This window comes from Streptomyces sp. NPDC059649, assembly GCF_042734445.1.
GTDB lineage: Bacteria > Actinomycetota > Actinomycetes > Streptomycetales > Streptomycetaceae > Streptomyces.
In genome coordinates this window covers 69,610-96,308 of sequence record NZ_JBHWDV010000011.1, presented here as the reverse complement: position 1 = coordinate 96,308, position 26,699 = coordinate 69,610, and the positions used below count along the sequence as shown (strand labels likewise).

Genomic DNA, 26,699 nt, shown 5'->3' with positions numbered 1-26,699 from the left:
ATCGTCACGCCTCTTGACCGGGTGGCCGCACTGCCGTGCTATAGGAGCCCAGAGGTCGGGCGTCCGTCATCCGGGAGGCGCGGTGCGAGAGCGGCGGCTGGTACAGCAGCGCCGCCACGCCCGGGAGTTCGAGTCGTTCGTGGCGGGCGCGGCGGGGCGGCTGTGGCACGCGGCGACCCTCCTGACCGGCGAGCCCGCCGCCCATCCCGCCCCGGCCGCCGAGGAATTGCTGGTCCGCGCGCTGGCCCGGACCTACGCCGACTGGGACCGGCTGCGCGGCGAGGACCCGTACGAGCGCACCCGCCGGGAGCTAGCCGACCGATTCGCCCGCGACGCGTGGCAGCACCGCCGGCCGCGCGGCGGGCCGCTGGACCGGCTGACCCCGCAGGAGCGCCTGGTCCTCGTGCTGCGGCTGCACGAAGGGGTGGCCGAGGAGCAGACCGCGGCCCAACTCGGCCTGCCCACCGAGCGGGTGCGCGCGCTGTGCCGGCACGCCGTCGCCGCGCTCCGCAGCCACCGGCCGGCCGCGCCGTGAACCTCTTCCCCGAGACCGCCCTGCCGGACCCGGGCGTCCCCGACCGCAAGGAGACCGAGGCCCGGCGGATGCTGGCCGGGCTGCCGCTGCCGCCCGTACCGCCGGACCTGGCCGCCCGGGCCCTCGCCCGCGGCCGGCGACTGCGTGCGCACCGCCGGCTGCGGCGCCGCCTCGGCTGGCTGCTGGCGCTGCTCGCCGTGGCGGCGCTGGCCTGGACGGCCGCGGCCCAGCCCTGGCTCCCGCCGCCGTCCCGCACCACCCCTCCGATCGAGGGGTGGTGACGGACCCCTCCGGCGGAGGGGGGCCGGCAAATGGCAGGGGCTCAGCCCAGCGCCTGCGCGAGGTCGGCCAGCAGGTCCTCGGCGGACTCGATGCCGACCGAGAGGCGTACGAGGTCGTTGGGGACCTCCAGCTGCGAGCCGGCCGTCGACGCGTGCGTCATCCGCCCCGGGTGCTCGATCAGCGACTCGACGCCGCCCAGCGACTCACCGAGGGTGAACAGCTCCGACCGGTTGCAGACCTCGATGGCAGCCTGCTCGCCGCCCGCGACCTGGAACGACACCATGCCGCCGAACGACCGCATCTGCTTGGCCGCGACCTCGTGCCCAGGGTGCTCGGACAGCCCCGGGTAGTAGACCCGGGTCACCTTCTTGTGGGAGGCGAGCAGCTCCGCGATCCGCTCGGCGTTGGAGCTGTGCCGGTCCATCCGTACGGCGAGGGTCTTGATGCCGCGCATGACCAGCCACGCGTCGAACGGGCCGGCGACCGCGCCCATCGCGTTCTGGTGGTAGGCGAGTTCCCCACCGAGGGTCTCGTCATTGACGACCAGGGCACCGCCGACCACGTCGGAGTGGCCGCCCATGTACTTGGTCGTGGAGTAGACCACCACGTCCGCGCCGAGGGCGAGCGGCTGCTGGAGGTAGGGGCTGGCGAAGGTGTTGTCGACGACGAGCCGGACCCCGGCGTCCCGCGAGACGGCGGCCAGCGCCTCGATGTCGCTGATGCCGAGCAGCGGGTTGCTGGGCGTCTCCACCCAGATCAGCTTCGTACGGGGCCGCAGGGCCTCGCGCACGGACTGCGGGTCGGAGGTGTCGGCCACCGACCACTCCACACCCCACCGCTCGACGACCTTGGAGATCAGCCGGAACGTTCCGCCATAGGCGTCGTTGGGGATGATGATGTGGTCACCGGGGACCAGCAGGGTGCGCAGCAGGGTGTCCTCGGCCGCGAGACCGGACGCGAAGGCCAGCCCGCGGCGGCCACCGTCGAGCGCGGCGAGGTTCTCCTCCAGGGCGGTACGGGTCGGGTTCGCGCTGCGGCTGTACTCGTAACCGCCGCGCAGCCCGCCCACACCGTCCTGCTTGTAAGTGGATACCTGGTAGATGGGCGGAACCACCGCGCCGGTCGTGGGGTCGGGTTCCTGACCTGCGTGGATGGCAAGGGTTTCAAAATGCTGGTGGCGCTGTTCGCGCTGATCGCTCATGCCTGCCGAGGGTAGTCGGCCGCGCGGCCGACGTTCCCGGAACTTTCTGGTTGGCTTGATAGTGGATACGTACGAGGGGTCGCACACTGGTTCCCGCCCCGTCCCCTCAGCCCCGCCCGACCCCACCCGCCGCCCCCGAACCGCCCCGAACCGTCAGGGCGAAGCCCGCCCCCGACCGCCCCGAACCGCCCCCGCGATTGCCACTACAGCCGGCCGGCACCGTCCCCCTCCCCCCCGCCGCAGCCGCCCCCGACCACCACCGCCGGCCCACCCCACCCACCCGCCACCCACCACAGGTACAGGACACAGGACACACCCCATGGACGCTCTGCTGGTTCTCCTCGCCGCGCTCGCGCTGGGCGGCCTCGTCTTCCTGCCCTGGATGCGCCGCCGGCGGGCCGTCCAGCACACCCGGCAGGGGCTGGCGGTGGCCTCCGACCCGATGGCGGGCTACGGCTTCGTCCCGCTGGAGGAGCTGGACGTACGGCTGCCCGGCCCGGACCGGGAGCTGGAGGAGGCGCTGGACGCGGTGCGGCGTACGCACGACTGGCGCCCGGCGGCCGAGCTGCTGAAGTCCACCGGTGACGACTGGGAGCGCCGCTGGCAGCGGGTGCAGACGCTGGCCGGCGCGGCCGCGTTCGAGCTGGCCGCGGTCGGGGCGGGGCAGGAGGGCGGGCAGCGGACCGGCGGCATCTGGCTGCGCACCTGGCGCTCCGAGGCGCCCAAGGACCCCGGCGGCGCCGAGACGCACGCCCAGTTCCTCGTCGTCCAGGCGCTGCGGGACCCGGGCTCACAGGACTTCCGGATGATCCTGGAGGAGGCCCGTACGGTCTGCCGGGAGGCGGGCCTGCTGGCACCGGGCAGCCCGGTCCCGTACATCATCGAGCTGGCCGTGGCCCGCGGGCTGCACGACCGGCCCGCCGACTACGAGGAGCTGTGGTCCGAGGTCGCCCGGCGCGCCCCGCACCACATGGGCGCCCACCTCGCCGCCCTCCCCTACTGGTCCCAGAAGTGGCACGGCTCCCGCACGGAGGCCGAGGACTTCGCCGAGCGCGCCGCGGCCGGCGCCCCCACCGGCACCCTCCTGCCGGCCCTCCCCCTCTTCGCGGTCTACGAGCACCTGCCCGAGGCCAACATGGTCCGCAGCCTGTATCAGAGCGCGGTCGTCGAGCGCGCCATCGAGGGCGCCCACTTCGCCCTCCGCGAGGCCCCGGCCGACCACCCCATGGCCCCGCACGTCCGCCACCTGCTGGTCTGGTTCCTGGTACGCGCCGAACGCTACGCCGAGGCCATGGAGCAGCTGCGCCAGGTCGACGGCCACGTGGGCGCCGTCCCGTGGTCCTACGGCCGCAGCCCGGCCGCCGAATACGCCGCCTACCGCGCCCTGGCCATCGCCGGCTGGGAACAACTGGGCGGCACCTCCACGGGCTTCCCCCAGGACCGCCCGTAACCACGGCAGCACGCCCACGGGCTCCCCCCAGGACCGCCCGCAACCACGGCAGCACGCCCACGGGCTCCCCCCAGGACCGCCCGCAACCACGGCAGCACGTCCGCACCGGCACCCCGTCCTGCGACCGCGAGGCACCCGCACGCCCCGACTCACCCGCAAGGCACCCCGCACGCCGCCCCCGGAATGCGACCGCCGCCCCCAACGTTGACGTGGACCGAAGGAACCCGCCCCGCCTGAAGGAACCCGCCCCGCCTCCTCCTGACCCAAGGCCCGCCCCGCCCGCCGACCCACCCCGACCCGGAGCCGTCCCATGCTCTTCTCCCGCTTCAAGACCCAGCTCCCGACCCCCGAGGAAGCCCTCGAAGGCCGCCCCGAACCGGCCTTCGCCGTCCCCGAGCGGCACACCGTCCTCGGCAACCCGCTCCTGGGCCCGTACCCGGACGGCCTGGAGATCGCCGACTTCGGCCTGGGCTGCTTCTGGGGTGCCGAGCGAAAGTTCTGGCAGACCGAGGGCGTCTGGACCACCCTCGTCGGCTACCAGGGCGGCCACACCCCGAACCCCACCTACGAAGAGGTCTGCAGCGGCCACACCGGCCACACCGAGGCCGTCCGCGTCGTCTACGACCCGGCAGTGGTCCCCTACACGTCCCTCCTGAAGCTCTTCTGGGAGTCCCACGACCCCACCCAGGGCTTCCGCCAGGGCAACGACATCGGCACCCAGTACCGCTCCGCCATCTACACCCACTCCCCCGCCCAGCAACAGGCCGCCGAAGCCTCCCGCGACGCCTACCGCACCGTCCTCCACAACTCCGGCTACGCCGACATCACCACCGAAATCCTCCCCGCCGCCCCAACCCGCCCCTTCTACCCGGCAGAGCCGTACCACCAGCAGTACCTTTCGGACGCCAAAAACCCGAACGGGTACTGCGGGATCGGCGGGACGGGCGTGAGCTGCCCGGTCGGCGTGGCACCCGCCGGCGAATGAGCCTCGGTCTCGATCGCGAGCAGCTCACCGCGCTGTGGCAGCGCCAGTGGCCCATGGGGCCGCCCCTCGCCCACGAGCTACGCGCTGCCTACAGCGACCGCTGGGTGCGCTTCCACCACCTCCCCGGCTCGAAGCGCTACCCGGAGACCGAGGACGAATACGCCGTGGTCCTGGACCGCAACAACACAGTCCTGGACGAGCTCTTCGCCGGCACCGACGTCTACGTGGTAACCACGGCCTGGTCCAGCGAACCGGACGGCCCGCAGTGCCCCGCGCGACGACGCGAGGTCCACGCTGACGGCTCCCTCTGGATGACCATCGCCAACGAAGCCGACTCCGACCCCGAGTTCCACACCTACACGCACCTCTACGCCGACCGCCGCCCCTGGCAACGAGGCACCGTCGACGGAATCCTCCGGGAAGTCGCCGACGATGCACTAAACGGCGTGCTCATCACCGACACCACGCTCCAACGCATCCACCACCCCTACGACGGCGGTGCGGACGTCATCTTGACGTCTTCCGACGAGCGCGACCGGGCCCGGAACCGTCACGTCGACTGGCTCTCCCAGCATCCGACCGGCCTGTGAGCCCCGGCTCCGGAGACAGCCCACAATGACCTCAACGATCACGCCATCTCGCGGCTTCGAAGGTGGTCGGATCTCTGTGTCGCACGCGACTAGAGACACCAGCAGTACCTTTCGGACGCCAAAAACCCGAACGGGTACTGCGGGATCGGGGGGACGGGCGTGAGCTGCCCGGTGGGCGTGGCCCCGGCCGAGGACTGACGGACGGCTTCGGGTGGGCTTCAGAACCTACGCGCGCAGGGTGCGCGACGAGCGGTTGCCCCTTGCCCGACGGCACTCAGCACTGAGGTGTGCCGTCGGGCACTACAGCCCGCTCGGCTTCCATGCGACCTGGGCCTACCTCGCCGCGACGGCACGCCCCTCCCCCGACCTCCGCAGAGACCCCGCGGCCCAGCTGCGCGCACTGGAGACCTTGGAAGAGAGCCGGACGGTCCAGCTCGACGAGCTGGCGGCGTTCGCGGCCCGCCGGCACGCGGAGAAGGCGGCCGGCCGGCGAACCCCGCAGCCCACCGACACCGCTCATCTGCGAACACCGCACTGGCCCGGCGAAACGGCGCCCTCCCGCCTGGGACTCGTCGCAGCCGTGGCGAACCGCCACTCCGCCTTCCGGCACTCGGCCTACCCCGACGAGACGCTCTCCAGCGACACCCAGGCACGACAACTCGCCGACCTCCACGCCCGTCTCGACGCCTGCGCCTCCGCATACCTCACGAACCTCGGCCGCCTGAACGGCCCGGCACAAGACGAACTGACCGACACCATCCACGGCATCAACCACCTGACCCGCCCCGGCTACGCACCGCTCAACACCTACCTCCTCGGCTGGCTGCGCTTCGCAAACCTCCTCGCGTACGCCACAGCTGCACACCTTCGCCCTTGAACCCGGGCACCAGCAGTACCTTTCGGACGCCAAAAACCCAGGCGGGTACTGCGGGATCGGGGGGACGGGGGTCAAGCTGAGTGCCCCGTCCGAGACGAACTGGGGACGGTCCTGCCCGACGGGGATCGCGCCGGCGCCGGATGCGACGAAGGAGTAGACAGCGGCACAGCATCGTCTGAGCCACCGGGCGGGGCTCGCTCCAGGGGACCCGCTCAGAGGGACCGGAGCAGCGGTGCAGCGGCTTCGGAAGGTGCGAACACTCAGTGGGGGTGCGGTCTCGTAGTGATCGGTTGGTGATCGGAGCTGCGGGATTGATCGGATGCAGGGACGGCACGGTCTACGTAGGCTGAATTCATGAAGCGCGTCGTCGTCGACCACTTCGGCGGGCCCGAAGTTTTGAGGGTGGCGGAGGACGACGATCCCGTACCGGGGCCCGGTGAAGTGTGCGTCAGGGTGCTGGCCGCCGGTGTGTCGTTCACCGATGCCCAGCTGCGCGCCGGCACATATCTGGGCGGGCCGAAGCCGCCCTTCACCCCCGGCTACGAGCTCGTTGGCGTGGTCGAGGAGCTCGGTCCGGGGTGCTGGAGGCTGCGAGAGGGAGACCGCGTCGGAGCGCTGACGGTATGGGGCGCCGACGCGGAGCGCGTCTGCGTGCCGGAGGCGTACGCGGTAGCGGTGCCCGAGGACCTCGATCCGGCGGAGGTCGTGAGCCTCGTCTTTCCCTACATGACCGCCTACCAACTGCTGCACCGTACGGCGATGGTGAAGAGGGGGGAGACGGTGCTCGTGCACGGTGCGGCCGGCAGGGTGGGCACGGCGGTCCTCGAACTCGGAGCGCTGGCCGGGCTCCGCCTCTACGGGACCGCTTCAGCTCGTGACCGCGCCGCGGTGGAGCGGCTCGGCGCGGTGGCGATCGACTACCGCCACGAGGATTTCATGGTTCGGGTGCGCGAACTGACCGGGAACGGCGTGGACGTTGCGCTCGACGGGATCGGTGGCGCGGTGTCGCTTCGCTCCTTCCGCACGCTGCGGCCCGGCGGAAGGCTCGTCGTGTTCGGCCGCTACGCCACGCTCGCGCATGGGCACAAGAATTGGCGAGCGGTGGTCGAGTGGCACGCGGCTACTACGAGCGTCGCGCTCTGGGGCCTGCTCTCGCCCCGCCGGCGGGTGCTCTCCTACAGGATCCAGAAGCTGCGCATCGGCCACCAGGATTGGTTCCAGGAGGACTTCCGCGTGCTGCTCGATCTGCTGCGCCGTGGCGAGATCCACCCGGTCGTGGCCGAGCGCCTGCCGCTCACCGACGCTCGTCGCGTCCACGAGCTCCTCGACCGCTCGGCAGCCACCGGAAAACTCGTGCTCGTGCCCCAGTGCCCCGGTCTGAATCGTGAGAACGGCTGGCCGGCCAGCTCGTCCACCTTGCAAGTACGGGCATCGACGTCAGCGAGTTCGGCAACGGCCCCCGATCGGGAGGTCTGCGCCGCATGGACGCCGCCGGCGGCTGGTTCCGCTTCCTGGTGGCACCGCGTGACCGCTGATCATCGTCGTCCGTATCACCGGTTGACGATGAGGCACGCCAACTCCCGGCAGCCGTAAGGTCTCTATGGTCTCTGGCATGGACGGAATCGATGTTGCCAACGGAGTGGTGGGTGCCGTGCTCGGCATGGTCTGCGCCGTACTGTTCCAACAGCCCCTGCAGGACGCCTGGTACCGATTGCGCAAGCGCTCCACGACCGCGATTCGTACCATGCGGCGGCAGGAGGAGTCGGGACCCGTATGGCAGACATTCTCGCTCGGGCCCCTGCGTACTTCCGCATTGATCGTCGAAGGCGACGGCACGTCTCCGGTGCCCCCGGAAGCCATCAACATCCAGGTGCTCGACGAAGAGGTGGTCCTGCCACCGGATATGGCCGCCTGGCGGGATGAAATCGCCGAAGAGGGCGAGCGGTTGCGGGCGGAGGGACGCACGCCGCTGTGGAACGGCCCGCGCTACGCCGTCGAGTCCTTCGACATCTCGCGTACCCCTCTCGACGAGACGCCCGAAATCCACCTGAGGCTGCGCCCTACCGACTACTACACGTTCCTCGCCGCTCAGCAACTGGACCGTAGGCTCTCTGACGGCACCACGCCCCGAACCCGTTATCTGGATCCCGATGACCCACTGGCGGCTCCGTCCTTTCTCCAATGCAGTTTCGCCGTCAATGTCGCCGTGGTCACCGCCGACGACATGCTCGTCGTGAGCCAACGCAGCAATCGGGTACGCATGGCACCAGGAGTCTGGAACTCCTCCGTCAACGAGGGCCTTTCGAGGCACATCGATTCTTCGGGGAGGAGCGCACCGGACCTGCACGCGGTTGCCCGTCGTGGGATGCGGGAGGAGTTGTCCCTGGAGCCCCACGAATACTCTCTCGCTCTTCTGGCCTTCGTCCTGGACATAGACAAGCGCCACTGGAGTGGTCACTTCCATGCCAAACTGCAGGACCTCTCAGGCACGGGTCTCCAAGCGCGTATCAGCCGGGGCGTCGCCGATCGTTGGGAGCACCAAACCATCGATTACGTTCCCTTCCGGCCGGCAACGGTCGTCAAATACATGCTGCGGACCAACCGCATCCATCGCTGGGCGCCATTGGCTCCGTCCCTCTTCCACCTCTCCCTCGTGCACGCATACGGCCGTACGCTTGTCGAGCGGGTGGAGGCACAGGTTCTCCGCCAGCTGTGAGCTCAACGCACCGTCCAGTGCCTGCCGTTGGGGGCCACGGCAAGGCCGGTCGGGTCGGATGGCCGGACCGACTGGGCGCCCCCCGCGAGAGAACGACGCTCTTGGGCACGCTCGTTGACGACGACCTGGCGCTCGTGCACGTCCCCCACCCTTCCGGCGAGGTAGCGCGTCAGCCCCGCCCTCTGCATTTCAATCAGGGGCGGGCTTCCGAGACCTGAGCAATGCTGCCGCCGCGGGATGTGCCTGGCGCAGTCAGCTGGTGTCACGCGGTGCGCCGTACCAACGCCAGTCCGTCCGGCGGGGGCGATCGGGCGTTTCGAGGCGGCCGGTGGCCCACAGCAGGGTCGACCACGGAGTGCCGGTGAGGGGTACGTCGGGGAAGAGACGGGCAAGAGCGCGCTCGCTCAAGTCCTGCGGGGGCTCGCACACGCGGTGCACGCCCTGAGCGATGTCGTGGGTGTGGACGAGGGTCTCGACCACACCCATCGCCGCGAATCCCTCCGGGTCGGAGGCGCCGAAGACGTGCGGGGCCAAGGCGGTGGGAGCGGCGGTGTCGACGGCGGCCGCGAGCAGTCCGCCGCAAGCCGCCACTACGGTCAGGAGCCCTTCGGGTCCCGCCTCCACGTCACCGAAGATGACATTGGCCGGCCCGTGGGGTCGATCACGGGAGACGCGCAGTGGTACGCGTGGCACGTCCATCGGCTGCGCGAGACCGAACCGCAGTGCGTAGGTGAGCAGATCGTCAGCGAGGTGTTCCAGGGTCTCCCAGCATGTCCACTCCAGGCTGCCGGCCCTGCCCTGCCATTGGGCCGCGGGGACGCCGGTGAGGGTATCGACACAGTGCGCGACGGCTCGGCGCACATGGCTCCCGTTCACCAGCACTTGCGGATCGACGGACTGTGGCATGCGGGAAGCCTACAAGTCCAGGTTGACAGTGCCCCACGATCCCGGCCCCACCTGGCTGTGACCGGCTCCCGCCTCGCGGATGTGACTTGCGCAAGTCGTATGCGCGGACGGCTCGTTGACCGTTACGGCACTGCTGCTGCTCCTCACCGACCGAGCTAGGGTCCTGCGGATGGACATCGCAGACCTGACGCCGGTGGAACGTCGTATCTGGCGGGCCTTCCCCGGTGGTGCAGTGTTCGACGTGCTCCGGGACGGGAACGGGAACGGAGACGCCGCGCACGCGGTGGGCGGGGAAGGAACCGTGCGGGCAGAGGTCCTTCGCGCCCTGCTCCTCCGTGGTGCGTCCGAACCCGGCGAGACGCCCGCCCTGCACGTCACCGGCGCGAGGATCACGGGTGTCCTCGATCTCCGGCACGCCGCAGTGCCCCACCCGATCCGCCTGACCGCCTGCCACTTCGAGCACCCCTTGGAGCTCGACGGGGCGCAGACCCGCGAACTCGACCTCAGCGGGTCACACTTCCCGGCCCTGGCTGCGACAGCCCTCCGCGTGGAGGGCGCACTCCGGCTCACGGACTGCCGCATACCGGGAACCGTTCGGCTCAGCAACGCTGAGATGTCCGGCGGCATCTTTCTCGACCGCACCCACATCGGGGCCGACGACGGAGGGGCGCTCCACCTCGACCATGCTTCGGTGGGCACCGACGTATGGGCACCTGGGCTCGTGGCGCTGGGTGGGATCCGCCTCGGTACGGCGCAGGTGGCGGGAGCCGTCGATCTGGAAGACGCCCAGGTCAAGAACCGGGGTGGCGATGCCCTGGATGCGCCCCGCCTCACCGTTGGCACCGTCCTCAACGCGGGTGGCCTCACCACCGAGGGGCGGGTCCGGCTCACCGGATCGAAGGTTGCCGGGTGGATCTCCTTCATCGAGGCCAGGCTGAGCAACCCGGGTGGTGTCGCACTGGGCATCAGCAGCTGCGAAGCCACGCAGTTGACGCTGCGGGATGCCCACCCGATCGACGGCGACGTCAACATGCACTACGCCAGTTTCAAGGTCGTCGAAGCCGCACCACGGGTCTGGCCGGCCCGAGTAAGGCTGGATGGGCTGACGTACGAGACACTCACCCCACGACTGCCGGCCGCGGACCGGCTCGCGTTGCTGCAGCGCGACGCCGACGGCTTCGTGCCCCACAGCTACGAGCAGCTGGCAGCCTCGTACCGTCGCGCCGGCGAGGAGGCCGACACCCGCACGGTGCAACTCGCCCAACAGCGCTGCCGGCGGGCCACTCTGCCCTGGTACGCCAAGCTGTGGGGCTACGTCCAGGACGCGGCAGTGGGCTACGGCTTCCGTCCGACGCGCGCGGGGGCCTGGCTCCTGGTGCTGCTCCTTCTCAGCTCGATCGCGTACGGACTGCACCATCCTGCGCCGCTGGAACGAGGCAAAGGGCCGGCGTTCAATCCTCCCGTGTACGCCCTGGACCTCCTCCTGCCCTTCATCGACTTCGGCCAGCAAAATGCCTTCGTACCCACCGGCCTGTACCAGTGGCTGTCCTACCTCCTCATCGCCTCCGGCTGGCTCCTCACCACGACCGTCGCTGCCGGCATCACCCGTGCACTGAACCGCCAGTAACAGCCGCGGCCGCGCCCACGCCTGCGCCCGCACCCGCTGCGCTGCCCTCGAAATAGAGCACGAGGGTGTGTTCCGGCTGGTCTGCGAGGTGGAAGGCGGTGTAGGCGTAGTGCGTCGTGCCGCGTTGTGGGTGGCGTAGGCGTTTGTGGCCGCTGTGGCGGGGTTGGAGCTCGTAGTGGGGCCACCAGGTGCGGGCTTCGGGGCTTTGGTGGTGGAGTTCGTCGATCAGGTCGGTGTAGCGCGGGTCGTCCGGGTGGCGGGTGGAGAGAGTGCGGAGACGGGCGAGCAGGGCGCGGGCCTCGGGCTCCCAGTCGACCAGGACCTCGCGGGCCGCGGGTTCGAGGAAGACCCAGCGGACGAGGTTCGGCGGCCGGTTCGCCTCGGTGGTGGTGAGGTGGGGGAAGAGCTGGGCGGCTGCCTCGTTGTGGCTGAGCACGTCGTAGTTGCCGGCGATGATGTACGCCGGGTGGGGGTGGAGGAGGACGGGGACGGCGGCCGCCTCGGGGGTGAGGGGGTCGGGTTTCTCGGCCTCGGGTGCGGGTGCGGGTGTGTGGCCGGCGAGTTGGAAGAGGTGGGTCCGCTCGTGGGGGTCGAGCCGTAGTACCGAGGCGAGGGCGTTCAGGACCTGCTCGGAGGCGCGGATCTTGCGGCCTTGCTCCAGGTACGTGTACCAGGTGGCGCTGATCCCGGCGAGCAGGGCGAGTTCCTCCCGGCGCAGACCCGGAGTGCGGCGGCGGCCGGTCTGCGGCAGGCCGACCTCCTCGGGGGTGAGGCGCTCCCTGCGGGTGCGGAGGAACGTGCCGAGTTGGCGGCGCAGTTGGTCGGGCTGTTGCTTCGACATGCTGGGTAGTGCCCCTCGCTTATCGCTTATCCCTTGTCGCTTCTTGGCTCTTGCCTTCTCGCCTCTCGCCGATCGCCGCTCGTTTCTCGCTTCTTGCCGCTCGCGTGGCACTGCTGGTTCCAGAATAAGTTCGGTCTGTATACCAGGCTGGGCTCCTCTCAGACTGCTACCGCTGGGGTCGGGCAACGGGCCCGCGCGGCAGGGAGGAGACCATGTCCGGTATTGAGGGAAAAGTCGTGGCGGTCACGGGGGCCAGCGGCGGGATCGGCGAGGCGACGGCGTTGCTGCTCGCCGAGCGGGGGGCGCGGCTCGTGTTGGGGGCGCGTCGGTCCGAGCGCCTGGCGGAACTGGTGGGCCGGATCGAGGAGGCGGGTGGCGCGGCCGTGCAGATCCGTACCGATGTGACCCGGCGGGAAGATCTGAAAGCCCTGGTCGCGCTGGCAGTTGAGCGCTTCGGTCGGCTCGATGTCCTCGTCGGCAACGCCGGGGTGGGCACGATCTCGCCGCTCGACGATCTGCGTGTGGAGGAGTGGGATCACATGGTCGATGTGAATGTGAAGGGAGTGCTGCACGGGATCGGCGCCGCGCTGCCGGTCTTTCGGGCGCAGGGCACGGGCCACTTCATCACCACCGCGTCCACGGCCGCCTTCCGTGTCGTGCCGGCGATGGCGGTGTACGCCGGTACGAAGTTCGCGGTGCGGGCGATCTGCGAGGGGCTGCGGCAGGAGGCGGGCGGGGCGCTGCGGGTGACCACCGTCTCCCCGGGCCCGATCGCGACCGATTTCGCCGAGGCGTCGACCAACAGCCGGGTGCGGGCCGAGATCACGGCCATGCGGGACCGCATCGCCATCCCGCCCGACGCGATCGCCCGGGCCATCGCGTTCGCCATCGAGCAGCCCGCCGAGGTCGACGTGAACGAGATCGTGGTGCGGCCCACCGCGCAGGCCTAAGCGGCAGTGAGCGGGTCGCGGGCGAGCACATCGCATGGCATACGGACCAGGTGTTTCGTGGTCGGCCGCGCGTCCCGGAGTGTGTGTGAGGGGAGTGTGGGTGAGGGGAGTGTGACTTCCCCTCGCCCCCGTCCTCCCCTCGTTCAGTCGCCCTTCAGCCGCGCCCGGTCCGCTGCCGCTCGGCCCTGGTGCCAGCCGGCCGCGTCGTGGATGCCGCGGAGGCGGACCGGGGCGGTGTCCGGGAAGAGGGCGCCGGTGGTTTCCTCGACGGCGAGTTCGCGGGCGGCGAGGACGGGGAGGAGGTCCGGGGCGGTGGGGGCGGACTCGGCGGTGGCGGCTGCCGTAGCGGCCGCGGTGGCCGCCGTGAGCCGGTCGCGGATGCGGTCCGCGTACGCGACGAGGAAGGTCTGGCGGAAGTCCCGGGTGCGGCGGGCGCGGCCGCGGGCGTGGTGGTCGTCGCCCGCGCGGTTCATGGCCGTGGTGGCCTGGAACAGCAGCGAGGTGTAGAGCAGTTCGGCCGCCTCCAGGTCGGGCGGGAAGCCGACGACCGTGGAGAAACCGGCCTCGGCGGCCCAGACGGCCTGGCAGCGGTTGGCGGCCGCGACCGCGTCCAGGAGCAGTGCCTTGGCCTGTTCGTACGGGCCCTCGATGCCGATGCGGACCGCCGACGGGCCGCCGGCCGGGCCGCCCGCGGTGCCCGTTCCGCCGTCCAGCAGTGCCTCGTCGATGCTGTGCCGGGCCATCAGCTCCTGTGCCTTGGCGGAGAGCGCCTCGGCCTCCTCGGCGTAGGTCGTCGCCTCGGCCTTGGCGAGCAGGGCGCGGATCCGGCCGAGCGCCCGGGAGGCGGCGGTGCGCGCGGTGCCCGACGCGGAGCCGGACTGCGCCCCGGAACGCGACCCGGATTGGGGCCCGGACGGGGGCGGGGGCGGCGGCAGCGGGGTGATGCGGGGCAGCCGGGCGAGCAGGCGCAGCGCCGCCAGGACGGCGTAGGTGGCCTCGAAGCGGGAGGTGCGGGCGCGCCGGGCGAGGGCGTCCAGATAGCCGCGGTCGCCGTCCCACCAGACGTCGGCGCCGAGCCGGTGCAACTGCTCCTGCCGGCGGGGATCGCGCGCGGGGCCGGTCCCGGACGTCTTCCCGCCGCGACCACGGCCCGGCCGGGCGGCCTCGGCGGCCATGGCGTCCACGAGGATCGCGACGGGTGCGGGGCCGTCGGCCTCCCGGCGGACGATGCGCTCCAGGTCGGCGGGGTGCCAGCCGCCCGTCCAGCACTGCCGTACGCCGTCGACGGCGGCCGCGACCAGCGCCGCGCTCACCGCCTCCGGCCCGGAAGCCGATCCGGAGGCCGGTCGGGAGGTCGAGCCGGAAGCCGGTCGAGAAGCCGATCCCGAACCCGAGCCGGAAGCCGGTCGGGACGCCGATCCCGAACCCGATCCGGAGCCCGGCCCCGCATCCGGTCCGGAGCCCGGTCCCGCATCCGGTTCGGTCTCGGCGGCGGCCAGGAGCGAGGCGCCCGCCTCGATGGCGTCCTCGGCCGCCGTGCCGTCGGGCGCGTAACGGACCCGGCCGAGCACCTCGGCGACCAGCTCTTCGGCCGTCGGGCGCCGCGGCCCGCCGCGCCCTCTGTTTCCGCGCTCGCTCACCCGTTCACTCTACGGAGGGGCCGGGCGGGGCCGTGCCCCGGTGGCCGGCGGTGGCCGCCCCCCAGTCCCAGAGGGCCTGCAGGACGGGGCCCAACGCGCGGCCCCGCTCGGTGAGTTCGTAGCGGACGGTGGACGGCCAGCCGGGGGTGCGGGCGCGGTGTGCCACGCCGTCGGCGACGAGCTGGCCGAGGCGGTCGGTGAGCACCTTGTCGGAGAGCGCGGGGAGGGCGGCTGCGAGCTCGCTGTAGGTGTGCGGGCCGCGCAGCAGTTCGCGGAGGACGAGCGTGGTCCAGCGTCCGCGGAGCGCGCCGAGCGCGATCTCCACGGGGCAGTCGGGCGACGGCGCACGCACCGCTGCCCGGGCGTCGTCGGGCAGGCCGGGTACGTGCCGAACCGTTCGGTGAGTCACGAGGGGGCCTCCTAGGGTTACGGCCGCGATCGCACGGACCACCACCGAGGAGGCGACGACCGTGCCCCACCATTCTGCTCAGCCCGCCATGCCCCCGACCGCCGCGGTACCACCCGCCAAGTCCCCGGCCGCCGCGTCCCCGAGCGCACCGGGCACGCCCACGACGGACACACCCACGACGGGCACGCCCACACCGGGCGCGCCCACGTCGGGCGCGCTGCCGGGGCTGCCGCGTACGGCCCAGGACGTGCCGTACGTCTTCGCGGCGCGGTTCAACGCGGGGGATGCGGACGCGGTGCACGAGATGTACGCGCCGGACGCGGTCTTCGTGCCGCCGGACGGCGCGCCGGCCACCACGCCGGAGGAGATCCGCCGCGCCAACGCCGCCTTCCTCGCGCTCGGCCTGCCGATCACCGTGCGGCCGCGCCAGGTGCGGGTCGCCGGCGATACCGCGCTCCTCGTCGTCGACTGGGAGATCGCCACCGGGGAGGAGCTGACAGGGGCGGGGTTGGCCGGGGAGGAGTTGACCGGAGAGGAGTTGACCGGGGAGGGGTTGGCCGGAGACGGAGGTATGGGCGACCGCGGCGGGTCGTACGGCGCCGTGGACAGCGGTGGGTCGTACGGCGCCGTGGACAGCAGCGGGTCGCACGGCGCCGTGGCCGGCCCGGTGCGCGGGACGGCCACGGACGTGGCCCGGAGGGGGCCGGACGGCCACTGGCGCTATCTCATCGACAGCCCCTTCGGCGGCAGCCCCTTGAGCGGCAGCCACTTGGGCGGCAGCCCGGCCTAGTCAGCGTCGGACCGCCGTGCAGGGGTGCGGGGTCACCGCAGGGCGCTGCCCGCCACCCACTGCGACCAGTCCATGTTCCAGCCGTTCAGGCCGTTGTCCGGCTTGATGGTGTGGTCCGGGGAGTTGATCACCTGGACGACGTCGCCGGTCCGGGAGTGGGCGAAGAACCACGCACCGGCCGTCTTCGGGTCCTTGGCGCCCTTGACGTCCTGCAGGCCGATGCAGCCGTGGCTGGTGTTGGCGGTGCCGAAGATGCCCTTGCCCCAGTAGTTGCCGTGGATGAAGGTGCCGGAGGACGACAGGCGCTGGGCGTGCGGGACGTCGTGGATGTCGTACTCGCCCTTGCCGTCCTTCTTCTTGAAGCCGACGGTCGAGCCGTCCATCCGGGTCTGCTTGAACCGCTCGGAGATGACCATCTTCCCGTTGTAGGTCGGGTGCTCGTCGCTGCCGGCCGAGATCGGGATGGTCTTGATCGGCCGGCCGTCGCGCACCACGGTCATCTGGTGGCTCTTGGTGTCGACGGTGCTGATCTGCGAGTGGCCGACGGTGAAGCTGACGGTCTTGTGCTGGATGCCGGTGACGCCGGGGGACGCCTGGACGCCGTCCAGGCCCAGGGTCATGGTGACCTTGGAGTGCGCCTTCCAGTACTCCTGGGGGCGGAAGTCCAGCCGGGTGTCGCTGAACCAGTGGCCGACGACCTGCTGGTTGCTGCTCGACGAGACCTTGATCGCGGACTGCACGGCGGCCTTGTTCCTGACCGGCTTGTCGAAGTTGAGCGACACCGGCATGCCGACGCCGACGGTCGAGCCGTCCTCCGGCGTGAAGTTCCCGATGAAGCTGTGCGCCGGGGCGACCGTGGTGAAGCGGGTGTTCTCCACCGCCTTGCGGCCCTGGGAGTCCACCGCGTGGGCGGTGACCCGGTACGTGGTGGAGCGCTGCAGCGGCTGGTCCGGCTGCCAGGAGGTGCCGTCGGCGGAGAGCGTGCCCTGCACGGTGGTCCCGGAGTCGGCCGCGGTCATGGTGACGTCGGTGAGTTCGCCGCCACTGACGGTGACCTTGGCGTCGTCGCTGTTGATGCCCGCGTCGGTGGCCCCGTCCTTGGGCGTGACGGTGATCCTGGCGTCGGAGGCGTCCTTGGCGGCCGCCTCGTCGACCTGCTGGGTGTTCTCGTGACGGGTGCCGCCCGCACCGCCACTGCCTCCCTCAGCCGCATTGCTGCCGCCACACGCTGTCACCGTGAGTACGCCCCCGAGCAGCGCGGCGCTGGCTATGAGGCCCTTGCGGCGCTTGCTGTCCGTCATCACACGCTTCTCCATTGCTACCGGTTTCGCACGTTTTCCCCGAGCGAGGCGCCAACTGAACGCAGGCATATCTGGACGCAGGCATTCCGGCCGACGCCATGGAAACGCCTTTTCGGTTTCGCCCGTTCCATTCCTCCGCGAAGTGTGACCTAGGACACTTTCGGGCTCTTTCGTCCTGGAAGCGGCACAAGACCCGGAATCGGCATAGAAGCAGCGCAGTCAGGGCAGAAGGGCGACCCCCGTACGAAACGTCTCGTACGGGGGCCGTGGGGAAGTGGCGGGGTGGAGTGGGGACGGGGATGCGGCGGGTGGTGCGGGATGTCAGCCGGCTCCCTCCGAGTCGTCCGCCAGGTCCCACTCCGCGGCCTCCCACTCGGCGTCCGGGTCGTAGTCGGTCAGCTCCTCGCTGCTCCAGGACGCCTGGGCGAGTTCGGCGCCCGGTACGGCGGCGACCAGGTCGAACGGATCGACCAGCTGCGCCAGCGCCTCGGCCGGCTCCTCCCGGACGGTCTCCTGGGACTGCCGGCGCTCCTCCTCGGGCAGCGAGGGGTCGCCGTCGATGCGCGAGAGGGCGGCACCGGTCAGCAGGTCGGGGTCCGTCACCTCCATGATCAATTCGACATGAAGGCGCACAAAACGTGATGTCTCACCATTGCTCATAGCACGGAGGTTAGGCATGACTGGCTCTGGACTTCCCCGCGACCCGCGGCGGTCATTAACATCTGAGGTCAACGGCCAATTTGCCGAACCCACAAGGGGGATCCTTCGCCGTGACCGCACGACGACCACTGCTGACCGCCGCAGCCGCGGGATCGGTGCTGTTCGCCCTGTGGTTCGTCCCTTCGGCGCATGCGATCGTCGGCGCCCCGGGGCCGGACGGAACGACGAATTCGACGAATTCCGCGGGGGACCGGCAGGTCCGGACGCAGTCCGTACCGGCGGAGCCGGGAGCGGCCGGCGGTGCGCAGCCGGACCACGGGCCCGGGTCCGCCGCGATCCCGCCCCACTACCTCGCCGACACCGGAAGCCCGGACACCACGCCGTATGTGATCGGCGGCGCCGCCTGTCTCGCCCTCGGGGCGGGCCTGGTCAGCTACTCCGTGCGCCGCAGCCACGGCGGAGCCGCCTGAGCGGCGGCCCCGGAACGGCACGGGGCGCCCGGTGCGGGGTCGTTCCCGCGCCGGGCGCCCCGTGCCGTATCAGGCCAGCTCTCCGGTGACCGTCTGCGCGGCCGCCACCAGCTTCCCGTCCCGGACGAACGCGTACGCGGCCTCCAGGTCCGGCGCCAGGAAGCGGTCCTCGCCGGGGCCCTGGATGCCCGCGGCACGCACCGCGTCCAGCACCGCGCGGGTGGCGGGCGCCGGGGTCAGACCCTCGCGCAGTTCGACGGCGCGGGTCGCGGCGAACAGCTCCACGGCGACGACCCGGGTCAGGTTGTCGATCGCGGTGCGCAGCTTGCGCGCCGCCGACCAGCCCATCGAGACGTGGTCCTCCTGCATGGCGGAGGACGGGATGGAATCCACCGAGGCGGGGGCGGCCAGCCGCTTCAGCTCGCTGACCAGCGCGGCCTGGGTGTACTGGGCGATCATCAGGCCCGAGTCGACGCCCGGGTCGCCGGCCAGGAAGGCGGGCAGACCGTGCGAGCGGTTCTTGTCGAGCAGGCGGTCGGTGCGGCGCTCGGCGATCGAGCCGAGGTCGGCCGCGGCGATGGCGAGGAAGTCCAGGACATAGGCGACCGGGGCGCCGTGGAAGTTGCCGTTGGACTCGACCCGGCCGTCGGGCAGCACGACGGGGTTGTCGACCGCGGCGGCCAGCTCGCGGTCGGCGACCAGCCGGGCGTGCGCGAGGGTGTCCCGGCCGGCGCCGGCGACCTGCGGGGCGCAGCGGATGGAGTACGCGTCCTGGACCCGCGGGGCGTCGTCCTGGTGGTGGCCGGTGAGGCCCGAACCGGCCAGCACCTTGTGCATGTTGGCGGCCGAGGCGGCCTGGCCGGGGTGCGGGCGGATGGCGTGCAGCTCGGGGGCGAGGACCTTGTCCGTGCCGAGCAGTGCCTCCATGGAGAGGGCGGCGGTGATGTCCGCTGAGGTGAACAGCCGGGCGAGGTCAGCGCAGGCCATGACGAGCATGCCGAGCATGCCGTCGGTGCCGTTGAGCAGCGCCAGGCCCTCCTTCTCGCGGAGTTCGACGGGCTCGATGCCGTGCGCGGCGAGCAGTTCGCCGGCCGGCCGGACCACGCCGTCCGGGCCCTCGGCGTCGCCCTCGCCCATCAGCGTCAGCGCGCAGTGCGAGAGCGGGGCAAGGTCGCCGGAGCAGCCGAGCGAGCCGTATTCGTGCACGACCGGGGTGATGCCGGCGTTGAGTATCGCGGCCATGGTCTCGACGACCACGGGGCGGACGCCGGTGTGGCCGCTGGCCAGGGTCTTCAGGCGGAGGAACATCAGCGCCCGGACGACCTCGCGCTCGACCCGCGGGCCCATGCCGGCCGCGTGCGACCGGACGATGTTGCGCTGGAGCTGGACGCGCAGCTCGGGGCTGATGTGACGGACGGCGAGGGCGCCGAAGCCGGTGGAGACGCCGTAGACCGGGTCGGGCTTGGCGGCGAGTTCGTCGATGAAGGCGCGGGAGGCGGTGACGGCGGCGAGGGCCTCCTCGGACAGCTCGATCCGGGCCGCGCCGCGGGCCACCGCGATGACGTCCTGTGCGGTCGTGCCGGACGTCCCCAGCACCACAGTGTGCATATCCATATTCAGGCACCCTAGAGACTGAATCGTCGAATGTCACCACCGAGTTTTGCGATCACCCCTTACGGATCTCCGTGTGCCGACCGCGCAGCCGCCCGCCGGTTCCTGACCGATCACCTCCGGAAGCGGCGGCGCTCCGGGCCCGGCCGCCGGTCCGGGGTGTCCGCGAGCCGGATCACCGGGTCGTCCTTGCCTCCGTGCCGCCCGGCGACCACCGGCTCGTTCGACAGCGCCGCCTTGGCCTTGTACTGCGCGGCGTCGGCGAGCCGGAAGAGCCGGCGGGCGCTGCGTACCGGGCCGATCGGGTCGCCGGTCGAGGCGACCCCCACCGCGACCCCCTCACCGAGCTCCAACTCCCCGGCGCGCTCGCAGAGTTCACCGGCCACCTTGACCACCTCGTCGGCCGGCGGCCCCACCGCGAGCAGACAGAACTCGTCGCCGCCGAGCCGGGCCGCGAGGGTCCCGGGCAGCATCGCCCCGCACAACGACAGCACCGAGCCGAACCGTTCCAGCAGCCGGTCCCCGACCGCGTGCCCGCGGGAGTCGTTGACCCGCTTGAGCCCGTTGAGGTCGCAGACCACCAGGCTCACCACCGTCCGCTCGGTGCGGTGCAGCTCCAGCCCCTCGTCCAGCCGCATGTCGACGGCGCGACGGTTGGCGAGGCCGGTCAGGGCGTCGGTGAAGGCCAGCCGGCGGGCCTCGGCCAGCCGCTCGGTCTGGGCGATCCCGGCGGCCGTGACGGCGGCCAGCACGCTCGCGAAGTCGGCGTCCGCCCGGTCGAAGACGGGTGCGCCGGCGGGCCGGGCGACGTACAACTCCCCCCACGCCCGGCCGTGCAGGACGATCGGGGCCACCACACAGCAGCCGCGGCCCCGGCGGCGCAGCGCGGCCACCCGCTGCCGGTTGGCGGCGCCGCCCCCGCAGTCCTCCGGGGTGCCGGGCGGCGGGTCGGCGGTCTCCACCCAGGCGCTGGGCTCACCGCCGCCGGCCCACTGTTCGTGCAGGAAGCCGACGATCTCCGGGAACTCGTGGACCGGGTAGCCCTCGCCCTCCGGGAACTCCTCCTCGTCGTCGTCGAGTTCACCGACGTTGACGAGCACCCGCAGCTGCCCCAGCTCGCGCTCCCACTTCGAGATCGCGGCGAACGACCCGCCCAGGGCCTGGCGCACGCCCTGTGCCGCGGCGTGTGCCGATTCGCGCGGCGTGTGCGCGGCCGCCATCGCCTGCGCCAGCTCCACCACGGCCCGCAGCCTCGCATCGCCCTCGCCGTCAGCCGCCACCGGACCCTCACATTCCGTCACCGTGCGCACCGCTCTGTACTCCAGCGTAGGAATGTTTAACCCGTTTCGCCCCCTTTAAGTGTGCAAGCAACACCTGGGCGTTATCCGCTTCCTGGCCGGTGGCGGCCGGGCGTGGGATCGAGAGCCCCGCAATTACGGAGCGTTACGGCGAGGCTACTCGCCGGGCCAGTCCGGGTCCCGCTTCTCGTTGAAGGCCGCGACGCCCTCCGCACGGTCCCCGGAAAAGGCCACACTGCGCCAGGCGCCGTCCTCCACCTCCAGTCCGGCCCGCAGGTCCAGGCCGTGCCCCAGGCGCAGGGCGCGCTTGGCGGCGCGCAGCCCGACCGGGGAGTTCCGGGCGATCCGGGCCGCCAGTTCCAGCGCCTCGGCCCGGTCCTGCCCGTCCGTGACCAACCGGTCGACCAGCCCCAGCTCCGCGGCCTCCGGCGCCGGCACCCGCCGGGCGGTGAACACCAGCTCGGCGGCGCGCGCGGCACCCACCCGGCGCGGCAGCAGCTGCGTCCCGCCGCCGCCCGGGATGACGCCCACCGAGACCTCCGGCAGGCCGACCACCGCGGTACCGTCCGCGACGATCAGATCGCAGGCCAGCGCCAGCTCGAAGCCGCCGCCGAGCGCGAAGCCGTGCACCGCGGCGATGGTGGGCACCGGCAGTTCCAGTACGCCGGTGTAGGCGGCGCGGGTGTGCGGGCGCTGGCGCATCAGGTCCGCGTCCGTGAAGGAATTGCGCTCCTTGAGGTCGGCGCCCACGCAGAACGCCCGCTCATGGGTGGAGCTGAGCACCACGGCCCGTACGGAACGGTCCGCGGCCAGTTCGGCGCAGGCCGCGGAGAGTGCGTCGGCCATGGCCGTGGACACCGCGTTCATCGCCTTGGGGCGGTCCATGACCAGTTCGGCCACGAAATCGTGGCGCCGGACGGCGACCCAGCCGTCCGCGCCGAACCGCCGCTCCTGTTCCTGCCCCTGCATCCGGCCCTCCCTGTTAACGAGCGTTGACCTGACGGACTGCTGGGATCATGCCAGGTGGGCGCTCCGCGGAACAGGGCCGACCGCACCCGGACCGGGCACGGCGGACCGCACCCGGCGGAAAACCGGCAGACTCAGCCGCGGCGGGTCAGCAGCCAGGGCTCGACGACGCCCAGTCCACGCACCGGGCGCTGCCACATCGGCTGGAGCGCGAAGCGGTACGACGGCGGCGGTTCGCCGGTGCCCTCCTCGGCGGCCTTCTCCGCGGCCGCGGCGTCCGCCTCGGAGATCGGGGCGTCACCGATCCGGCCCAGCTCCTCGGCGAACGCCTCGTCCACCAGCACGGTGTCCTTCGGCGCTATCGAGGTGAGCCGGCTGGCCAGATTGACGGTCGTACCGAAGACGTCGCCCATCCGGGTCGTGACCGTGCCGAAGGCGATGCCGACCCGCAGCTCCGGCATGGTCTCGTCATGGGTCATGGTCTCGATCAGCCGCAGCCCGATCTCGGCGGCGACCCCGGCGTCGTCGGCGGAGAACAGCACCTCGTCGCCGAGGGTCTTGATCAGCCGGCCGCCGTGCGCCGCCACCAGGTCGGAGCAGGTCGTCTCGAACGCCTCGACCAGCTCGCCGAGTTCCTCCTCCTCCAGGCGCCGGGTCAGCCGGGTGAAGCCCACCAGGTCGGCGAAGCCCACGGCCAGCCGCCGGTCGACCATCTCGGCGTCGTCCTGGGCCCGTACGACCCGGCCGGTCGCGGCGGCGAGCTGCCGCCGCCAGACGTAGACCAGGAACTCCTCCAGCTCGGGCAGGAGCAGCTCGACCAGCGGGTAGGTGATCTCGGTGCGGGTCAGACCGGAGTCCTGGGGCTCGGTGAGGCCCTCCAGGAAGGAGTCGATCTGCCAGTCGGCCAGCCGGGCGGTGGTCTGGCCCGTGGAACGCGCGACCTGGATGGCCATCGCCTCGCTCAGCAGACCGGCCTCGACCAGACCCGCGAGCCGCCGCAGCGCCAGCACGTCGGCCTCGGTGAGCGCCTTGACCTGGCCGATGTCGGCGAAGCCCATGGCCCGCCAGAAGCGGGACGCGAGGTCCATCGAGACCCCGGCGCTGCGGGCCGCCTGGAAGGGCGTGTACCGGCGGTCGGCGCCGAGGATGAGCTGTTCGAGGCGGATGGCGATGTTGTTCTCGTCGTTGTTCTCGTCGCCGTCGCCGCCGGCCCCCGGGGGGTCGCCGGCCGGGACGTCGCGTACGGCATCGCCCTCGGTGGCCATATCGCGCGGGGTGGCGCCCGAGTCGTCGGCACTCACCGGCCGCTCCCTGTCCGATCCCTGCGCACTGCCCTTCCGATCACTGCTCGCCGGTGGCCCGCTCCCCGGCGGACCGCCTCAACGATACGGCAGGTGTGCTCTGGCTCACTCTCACATGTCGGCCCTGACCATGGAAGAGGTGTGGACACGCCGCCCGATGGGGCCGGTCGCCGTACCCGGCGCGGGGGCTCACCGGGGGGCGCACGTCGGGGTCCGTCCGGGGGCTCATCAGGAGCCGTCCGCCGGGCGGAGATGGATGATGTCACCCGCTCCCACGGGCTGCTGGACCCCGTCCGCGGTGGCCAGTACCAGCCGCCCGTCACCGTCGATCGCGACCGCCTCTCCGGTGATCTCCTGATCGCCCGGCAGTTCCGCGCGCACCGAACGGCCCAGCGTGGCGCAACCGGCCGCGTAGGTCTCCTGCAGACGGCTGCTGACCGGGTCGCCGTCGGCGTCCTGCCACCGGCCGTACCACTGCTCCAGGGAGCGCAGCACGGCCCGCAGCAGCGGATCGCGGTCGGTGTTGCGGGCGCCGGCCAGGGCCAGCGAGCCCGCGGTCGGCACCGGGAGTTCCTCGGCGGTCAGCGACACGTTGAGGCCGATGCCGAGGACGACGCCGGGGCCGGCCCGTTCGGCGAGGATGCCGCCGGTCTTGCGTTCCTGGTCGTCGACGGTGACGAGCAGGTCGTTGGGCCACTTGAGTGCGGTGTCGACGCCGGCCGTGTGGGACAGGGCCGTTGCGGTGGCGACCCCGGCGAGCAGCGGCAGCCAGCTCCAGCGCTCCAGGGGGGCGCGGGGGACGAGGAAGACGGAGAAGAACAGGCCGGAGCGCGGCGGCGCCGACCAGGCGCGGTCGAGCCGGCCGCGGCCGGCGGACTGCTCCTCGGCCACCAGAATGGCGCCCTCGGCCTCGCCCTTGGCGGCGCGGGTGGCCAGGTCGGTGTTGGTGGAGCCGGTGGCGGGCACGACGTCCAGACCGGTCCACAGGCCGTCGGGCCGGATCAGGGCCCGGCGCAGCGCGGCGGCATTCAGCGGGGGCCGGCCCAGATCGCTCCAGCGGCCGGCGTCTTTGTCCCGGTTTCCCGGTGGTTGAGGCGTCATGGCACCAGCCTAGGTGTGGTCAACGACGCAGTGCCGCTGAGCAGTCCCGCCGATACGCTACGGATTGGTAGCCACACCCGTACCACCCTCAGTACGAGCACCAGTCCAGGACGAGCAGGAGCCGCATCCCGATGTCCGAGCCGGAAGCAAACACCCACACCACCGCGGGCAAATTGGCGGATCTGCAGCGGCGGATCGAAGAGGCCACCCATGCCGGTTCCGCCCGTGCGGTGGAAAAGCAGCACGCCAAGGGCAAGTTGACGGCGCGTGAGCGCATCGATCTGCTGCTGGACGAGGGCTCGTTCGTCGAGCTGGACGAGTTCGCGCGGCACCGTTCGACCAGTTTCGGGATGGAGCAGAGCCGCCCGTACGGCGACGGCGTGGTGACCGGCTACGGCACCGTCGACGGCCGCCCGGTGGCCGTCTTCTCGCAGGACTTCACGGTCTTCGGCGGGGCGCTCGGCGGGGTGTTCGGCGAGAAGATCGTCAAGGTGATGGACTTCGCCCTGAAGACCGGCTGCCCGGTCATCGGCATCAACGACTCCGGCGGCGCGCGCATCCAGGAGGGCGTGGTCTCGCTCGGCATGTACGGCGAGATCTTCCGCCGCAACACCCATGCCTCGGGCGTGATTCCGCAGATCAGCCTGGTCGTCGGCCCGTGTGCGGGCGGTGCGGTCTACTCCCCCGCGATCACCGACTTCACCGTCATGGTCGACCAGACCTCGCACATGTTCATCACCGGACCGGACGTCATCAAGACGGTCACCGGCGAGGACGTGGGCTTCGAGGAGCTCGGCGGGGCCCGGACGCACAACACCACCTCCGGCGTCGCGCACCACATGGCGGGCGACGAGAAGGACGCCATCGAGTACGTCAAGGGCCTGCTGTCGTACCTGCCGTCCAACAACCTCTCCGACCCGCCGGTCTACCCGGAAGAGGCGGACCTGGAGACCTCGGACGCCGACCGCGAGCTGGACACGCTGATCCCGGACTCGGCCAACCAGCCGTACGACATGCTCACGGCCATCGAGCACGTCCTGGACGACGGTGAGTTCCTGGAGACCCAGTCGCTCTTCGCGCCGAACATCGTCACCGGCTTCGGGCGGGTCGAGGGCCACTCGGTCGGCGTGGTCGCCAACCAGCCGATGCAGTACGCGGGCACCCTGGACATCAAGGCCAGCGAGAAGGCCGCGCGGTTCGTGCGGACCTGCGACGCGTACAACATCCCGGTGCTGACCTTCGTCGACGTGCCGGGCTTCCTGCCCGGCACGGACCAGGAGTACGACGGGATCATCCGGCGCGGCGCCAAGCTGATCTACGCGTACGCCGAGGCGACGGTCCCGCTGATCACCGTCATCACCCGCAAGGCGTTCGGCGGCGCGTACGACGTCATGGGCTCCAAGCACCTGGGCGCCGACCTGAACCTGGCCTGGCCGACCGCGCAGATCGCGGTCATGGGCGCGCAGGGCGCGGTCAACATCCTGCACCGCCGTACGCTCGCCGCGATCGAGGACCCCGCGGCGCAGGACCAGCGGCGCCAGGAGCTGATCCAGGAGTACGAGGAGGCCCTGCTCAACCCGTACGTGGCGGCCGAGCGCGGCTACATCGACGCGGTGATCATGCCGTCCGAGACCCGCCGGCACATCGTCCGGGGGCTGCGCACGCTGCGCAACAAGCGCGAGTCGCTGCCGCCGAAGAAGCACGGCAACATCCCGCTCTGACCGGCCGGTACACGGCGAGGACCGGCAGTACACGGCGAGGACCGGCGAGGACCGGCGAAGGGAGCCGTCTCGATGATCAAGGTCGTACGGGGCAATCCGACACCCGAGGAGCTGGCCGCCGCACTGGCGGTGGTACAGGTCCGGGCCGCGGCGGCGGCTGCCGCCGGGCCCGACGGCGGGGAGAACGGCAGGACCGAATGGGCCGATCCGGCGGCCACGGTCCCGGCGCGGTCACGGCTGCCGCACCCGGGGCCGCGCGCCTGGCGGACGAGTTACTGGCCGCGCTGACCGCGGCGCCGGCCGCATCGTGACGGCCGGGCCCTCCAGCTGATCGATGCATAGTGCATTGACTAGTCCTTCGGACCGTGGGGGGGGGGGTGGGGGGGGGAGGGGGCCCCCGGGGGGTTGGGCCCGCGTGGGTTATGGGTGGTTTTAAAAAAAGAACCAGGCCACGCTGGTGTGGGGGTTTTT

The 26,699-nt window shown here is 71.7% G+C and carries 26 protein-coding genes and 2 pseudogenes; 16 read left to right on the top strand and 12 right to left on the bottom strand.

The window, feature by feature from the left end; all coding sequences use genetic code 11:
- Positions 1-82 precede the first annotated feature (82 nt).
- Positions 83-535, top strand: a complete 453-nt coding sequence (locus ACFV1J_RS15500) for a sigma factor-like helix-turn-helix DNA-binding protein (RefSeq protein ID WP_385858113.1) — start codon at positions 83-85, stop codon at positions 533-535.
- Positions 532-816 (top strand): hypothetical protein, encoded by a 285-nt coding sequence (locus ACFV1J_RS15495; protein ID WP_385858111.1) that lies wholly within the window; start codon positions 532-534, stop codon positions 814-816. The genes ACFV1J_RS15500 and ACFV1J_RS15495 overlap by 4 nt, the downstream gene beginning before the upstream one ends.
- 41 nt (positions 817-857) lie before the next feature.
- Here the strand turns inward: ACFV1J_RS15495 and ACFV1J_RS15490 are convergent, their stop codons facing one another.
- Positions 858-2,018, bottom strand: a complete 1,161-nt coding sequence (locus tag ACFV1J_RS15490) for a cystathionine gamma-synthase (protein WP_385858109.1) — start codon at positions 2,016-2,018, stop codon at positions 858-860.
- 319 nt (positions 2,019-2,337) lie between these two features.
- On the opposite strand from ACFV1J_RS15490, the gene ACFV1J_RS15485 reads away from it, so the two are divergent.
- From ACFV1J_RS15485 to ACFV1J_RS15450, 8 genes and pseudogenes are all read left to right on the top strand, one after another.
- The gene (locus ACFV1J_RS15485; protein WP_385858107.1) at positions 2,338-3,468 is read left to right on the top strand and encodes a hypothetical protein; all 1,131 of its coding nucleotides are present in this window, start codon (positions 2,338-2,340) and stop codon (positions 3,466-3,468) included.
- A 310-nt stretch (positions 3,469-3,778) separates the two neighbouring features.
- A complete protein-coding gene (gene msrA / locus ACFV1J_RS15480) occupies positions 3,779-4,453 on the top strand; it encodes a peptide-methionine (S)-S-oxide reductase MsrA (protein ID WP_385858105.1) in 675 nt (224 codons plus the stop codon).
- Between the two features lie 104 nt (positions 4,454-4,557).
- Positions 4,558-5,043: a hypothetical protein gene (locus tag ACFV1J_RS15475; protein ID WP_385858264.1), complete on the top strand. Its 486-nt coding sequence runs from the start codon at positions 4,558-4,560 to the stop codon at positions 5,041-5,043.
- Between the two features lie 96 nt (positions 5,044-5,139).
- Positions 5,140-5,241: pseudogene (locus ACFV1J_RS15470) on the top strand (peptide-methionine (S)-S-oxide reductase); the annotation flags it as partial.
- A gap of 13 nt (positions 5,242-5,254) precedes the next feature.
- A complete protein-coding gene (locus ACFV1J_RS15465) occupies positions 5,255-5,920 on the top strand; it encodes a hypothetical protein (protein WP_385858103.1) in 666 nt (221 codons plus the stop codon).
- Positions 5,919-6,077: pseudogene (locus ACFV1J_RS15460) on the top strand (peptide-methionine (S)-S-oxide reductase); the annotation flags it as partial. The gene ACFV1J_RS15465 and the pseudogene ACFV1J_RS15460, both read left to right, overlap by 2 nt.
- 197 nt (positions 6,078-6,274) lie before the next feature.
- Entirely contained in the window at positions 6,275-7,513 is a 1,239-nt protein-coding gene (locus tag ACFV1J_RS15455; RefSeq protein WP_385858101.1) for a medium chain dehydrogenase/reductase family protein, read from the top strand.
- 19 nt (positions 7,514-7,532) lie between these two features.
- Complete coding sequence (locus tag ACFV1J_RS15450) at positions 7,533-8,636, top strand: hypothetical protein (RefSeq protein WP_385858099.1); 1,104 nt, start codon at positions 7,533-7,535, stop codon at positions 8,634-8,636.
- Between the two features lie 252 nt (positions 8,637-8,888).
- On the opposite strand, the gene ACFV1J_RS15445 is transcribed toward ACFV1J_RS15450, so the two are convergent.
- Entirely contained in the window at positions 8,889-9,542 is a 654-nt protein-coding gene (locus ACFV1J_RS15445; protein ID WP_385858097.1) for a maleylpyruvate isomerase N-terminal domain-containing protein, read from the bottom strand.
- A gap of 115 nt (positions 9,543-9,657) precedes the next feature.
- Between ACFV1J_RS15445 and ACFV1J_RS15440 the strand changes: the two genes are divergently transcribed.
- The gene (locus ACFV1J_RS15440; RefSeq protein WP_385858095.1) at positions 9,658-11,169 is read left to right on the top strand and encodes a membrane-associated oxidoreductase; all 1,512 of its coding nucleotides are present in this window, start codon (positions 9,658-9,660) and stop codon (positions 11,167-11,169) included.
- Here the strand turns inward: ACFV1J_RS15440 and ACFV1J_RS15435 are convergent.
- Positions 11,144-12,010, bottom strand: coding sequence for a helix-turn-helix transcriptional regulator (locus tag ACFV1J_RS15435; RefSeq protein ID WP_385858092.1), 867 nt, complete (start codon positions 12,008-12,010; stop codon positions 11,144-11,146). The genes ACFV1J_RS15440 and ACFV1J_RS15435 overlap by 26 nt on opposite strands.
- Positions 12,011-12,222: 212 nt before the next feature.
- Here ACFV1J_RS15435 and ACFV1J_RS15430 point away from each other — a divergent pair, with 212 nt between their 5' ends.
- Positions 12,223-12,960, top strand: a complete 738-nt coding sequence (locus tag ACFV1J_RS15430) for an SDR family oxidoreductase (RefSeq protein WP_385858090.1) — start codon at positions 12,223-12,225, stop codon at positions 12,958-12,960.
- A 143-nt stretch (positions 12,961-13,103) separates the two neighbouring features.
- Here ACFV1J_RS15430 and ACFV1J_RS15425 read toward each other — a convergent pair whose 3' ends face one another.
- Together ACFV1J_RS15425 and ACFV1J_RS15420 are read right to left on the bottom strand one after the other, a co-directional pair.
- Positions 13,104-14,531 (bottom strand): DUF2786 domain-containing protein, encoded by a 1,428-nt coding sequence (locus ACFV1J_RS15425; RefSeq protein ID WP_385858262.1) that lies wholly within the window; start codon positions 14,529-14,531, stop codon positions 13,104-13,106.
- Positions 14,532-14,604: 73 nt separating this feature from the next.
- Positions 14,605-15,009, bottom strand: a complete 405-nt coding sequence (locus ACFV1J_RS15420; RefSeq protein WP_385858088.1) for a winged helix-turn-helix transcriptional regulator — start codon at positions 15,007-15,009, stop codon at positions 14,605-14,607.
- A 61-nt stretch (positions 15,010-15,070) separates the two neighbouring features.
- Between ACFV1J_RS15420 and ACFV1J_RS15415 the strand changes: the two genes are divergently transcribed.
- Positions 15,071-15,799 (top strand): YybH family protein, encoded by a 729-nt coding sequence (locus ACFV1J_RS15415; protein WP_385858086.1) that lies wholly within the window; start codon positions 15,071-15,073, stop codon positions 15,797-15,799.
- Positions 15,800-15,831: 32 nt separating this feature from the next.
- Here ACFV1J_RS15415 and ACFV1J_RS15410 read toward each other — a convergent pair whose 3' ends face one another.
- Positions 15,832-17,100: an Ig-like domain-containing protein gene (locus ACFV1J_RS15410; RefSeq protein WP_385858083.1), complete on the bottom strand. Its 1,269-nt coding sequence runs from the start codon at positions 17,098-17,100 to the stop codon at positions 15,832-15,834.
- Positions 17,101-17,421: 321 nt separating this feature from the next.
- Positions 17,422-17,760 (bottom strand): hypothetical protein, encoded by a 339-nt coding sequence (locus ACFV1J_RS15405; protein ID WP_385858081.1) that lies wholly within the window; start codon positions 17,758-17,760, stop codon positions 17,422-17,424.
- A gap of 110 nt (positions 17,761-17,870) precedes the next feature.
- Here ACFV1J_RS15405 and ACFV1J_RS15400 point away from each other — a divergent pair, with 110 nt between their 5' ends.
- Complete coding sequence (locus ACFV1J_RS15400; RefSeq protein ID WP_385858079.1) at positions 17,871-18,230, top strand: hypothetical protein; 360 nt, start codon at positions 17,871-17,873, stop codon at positions 18,228-18,230.
- A 69-nt stretch (positions 18,231-18,299) separates the two neighbouring features.
- On the opposite strand, the gene hutH is transcribed toward ACFV1J_RS15400, so the two are convergent.
- The 5 genes from hutH to ACFV1J_RS15375 all read right to left on the bottom strand — a co-directional run bounded on the left by hutH (position 18,300) and on the right by ACFV1J_RS15375 (position 24,507).
- The gene (hutH, locus tag ACFV1J_RS15395) at positions 18,300-19,844 is read right to left on the bottom strand and encodes a histidine ammonia-lyase (RefSeq protein WP_385858077.1); all 1,545 of its coding nucleotides are present in this window, start codon (positions 19,842-19,844) and stop codon (positions 18,300-18,302) included.
- Between the two features lie 110 nt (positions 19,845-19,954).
- Entirely contained in the window at positions 19,955-21,061 is a 1,107-nt protein-coding gene (locus tag ACFV1J_RS15390) for a diguanylate cyclase domain-containing protein (protein ID WP_385858260.1), read from the bottom strand.
- A gap of 234 nt (positions 21,062-21,295) precedes the next feature.
- The gene (locus ACFV1J_RS15385) at positions 21,296-22,108 is read right to left on the bottom strand and encodes an enoyl-CoA hydratase/isomerase family protein (protein ID WP_385858075.1); all 813 of its coding nucleotides are present in this window, start codon (positions 22,106-22,108) and stop codon (positions 21,296-21,298) included.
- A 131-nt stretch (positions 22,109-22,239) separates the two neighbouring features.
- Complete coding sequence (locus ACFV1J_RS15380) at positions 22,240-23,406, bottom strand: adenylate/guanylate cyclase domain-containing protein (protein ID WP_385858074.1); 1,167 nt, start codon at positions 23,404-23,406, stop codon at positions 22,240-22,242.
- Between the two features lie 228 nt (positions 23,407-23,634).
- Entirely contained in the window at positions 23,635-24,507 is an 873-nt protein-coding gene (locus ACFV1J_RS15375) for a biotin--[acetyl-CoA-carboxylase] ligase (RefSeq protein WP_385858073.1), read from the bottom strand.
- A gap of 131 nt (positions 24,508-24,638) precedes the next feature.
- Here ACFV1J_RS15375 and ACFV1J_RS15370 point away from each other — a divergent pair, with 131 nt between their 5' ends.
- Both ACFV1J_RS15370 and ACFV1J_RS15365 read left to right on the top strand, forming a co-directional pair.
- On the top strand, positions 24,639-26,228 hold the full coding sequence (locus ACFV1J_RS15370) for an acyl-CoA carboxylase subunit beta (RefSeq protein ID WP_385858070.1): 1,590 nt from the start codon (positions 24,639-24,641) through the stop codon (positions 26,226-26,228).
- Positions 26,229-26,300: 72 nt separating this feature from the next.
- Positions 26,301-26,516: an acyl-CoA carboxylase epsilon subunit gene (locus ACFV1J_RS15365; RefSeq protein ID WP_385858067.1), complete on the top strand. Its 216-nt coding sequence runs from the start codon at positions 26,301-26,303 to the stop codon at positions 26,514-26,516.
- Positions 26,517-26,699 lie beyond the last annotated feature (183 nt).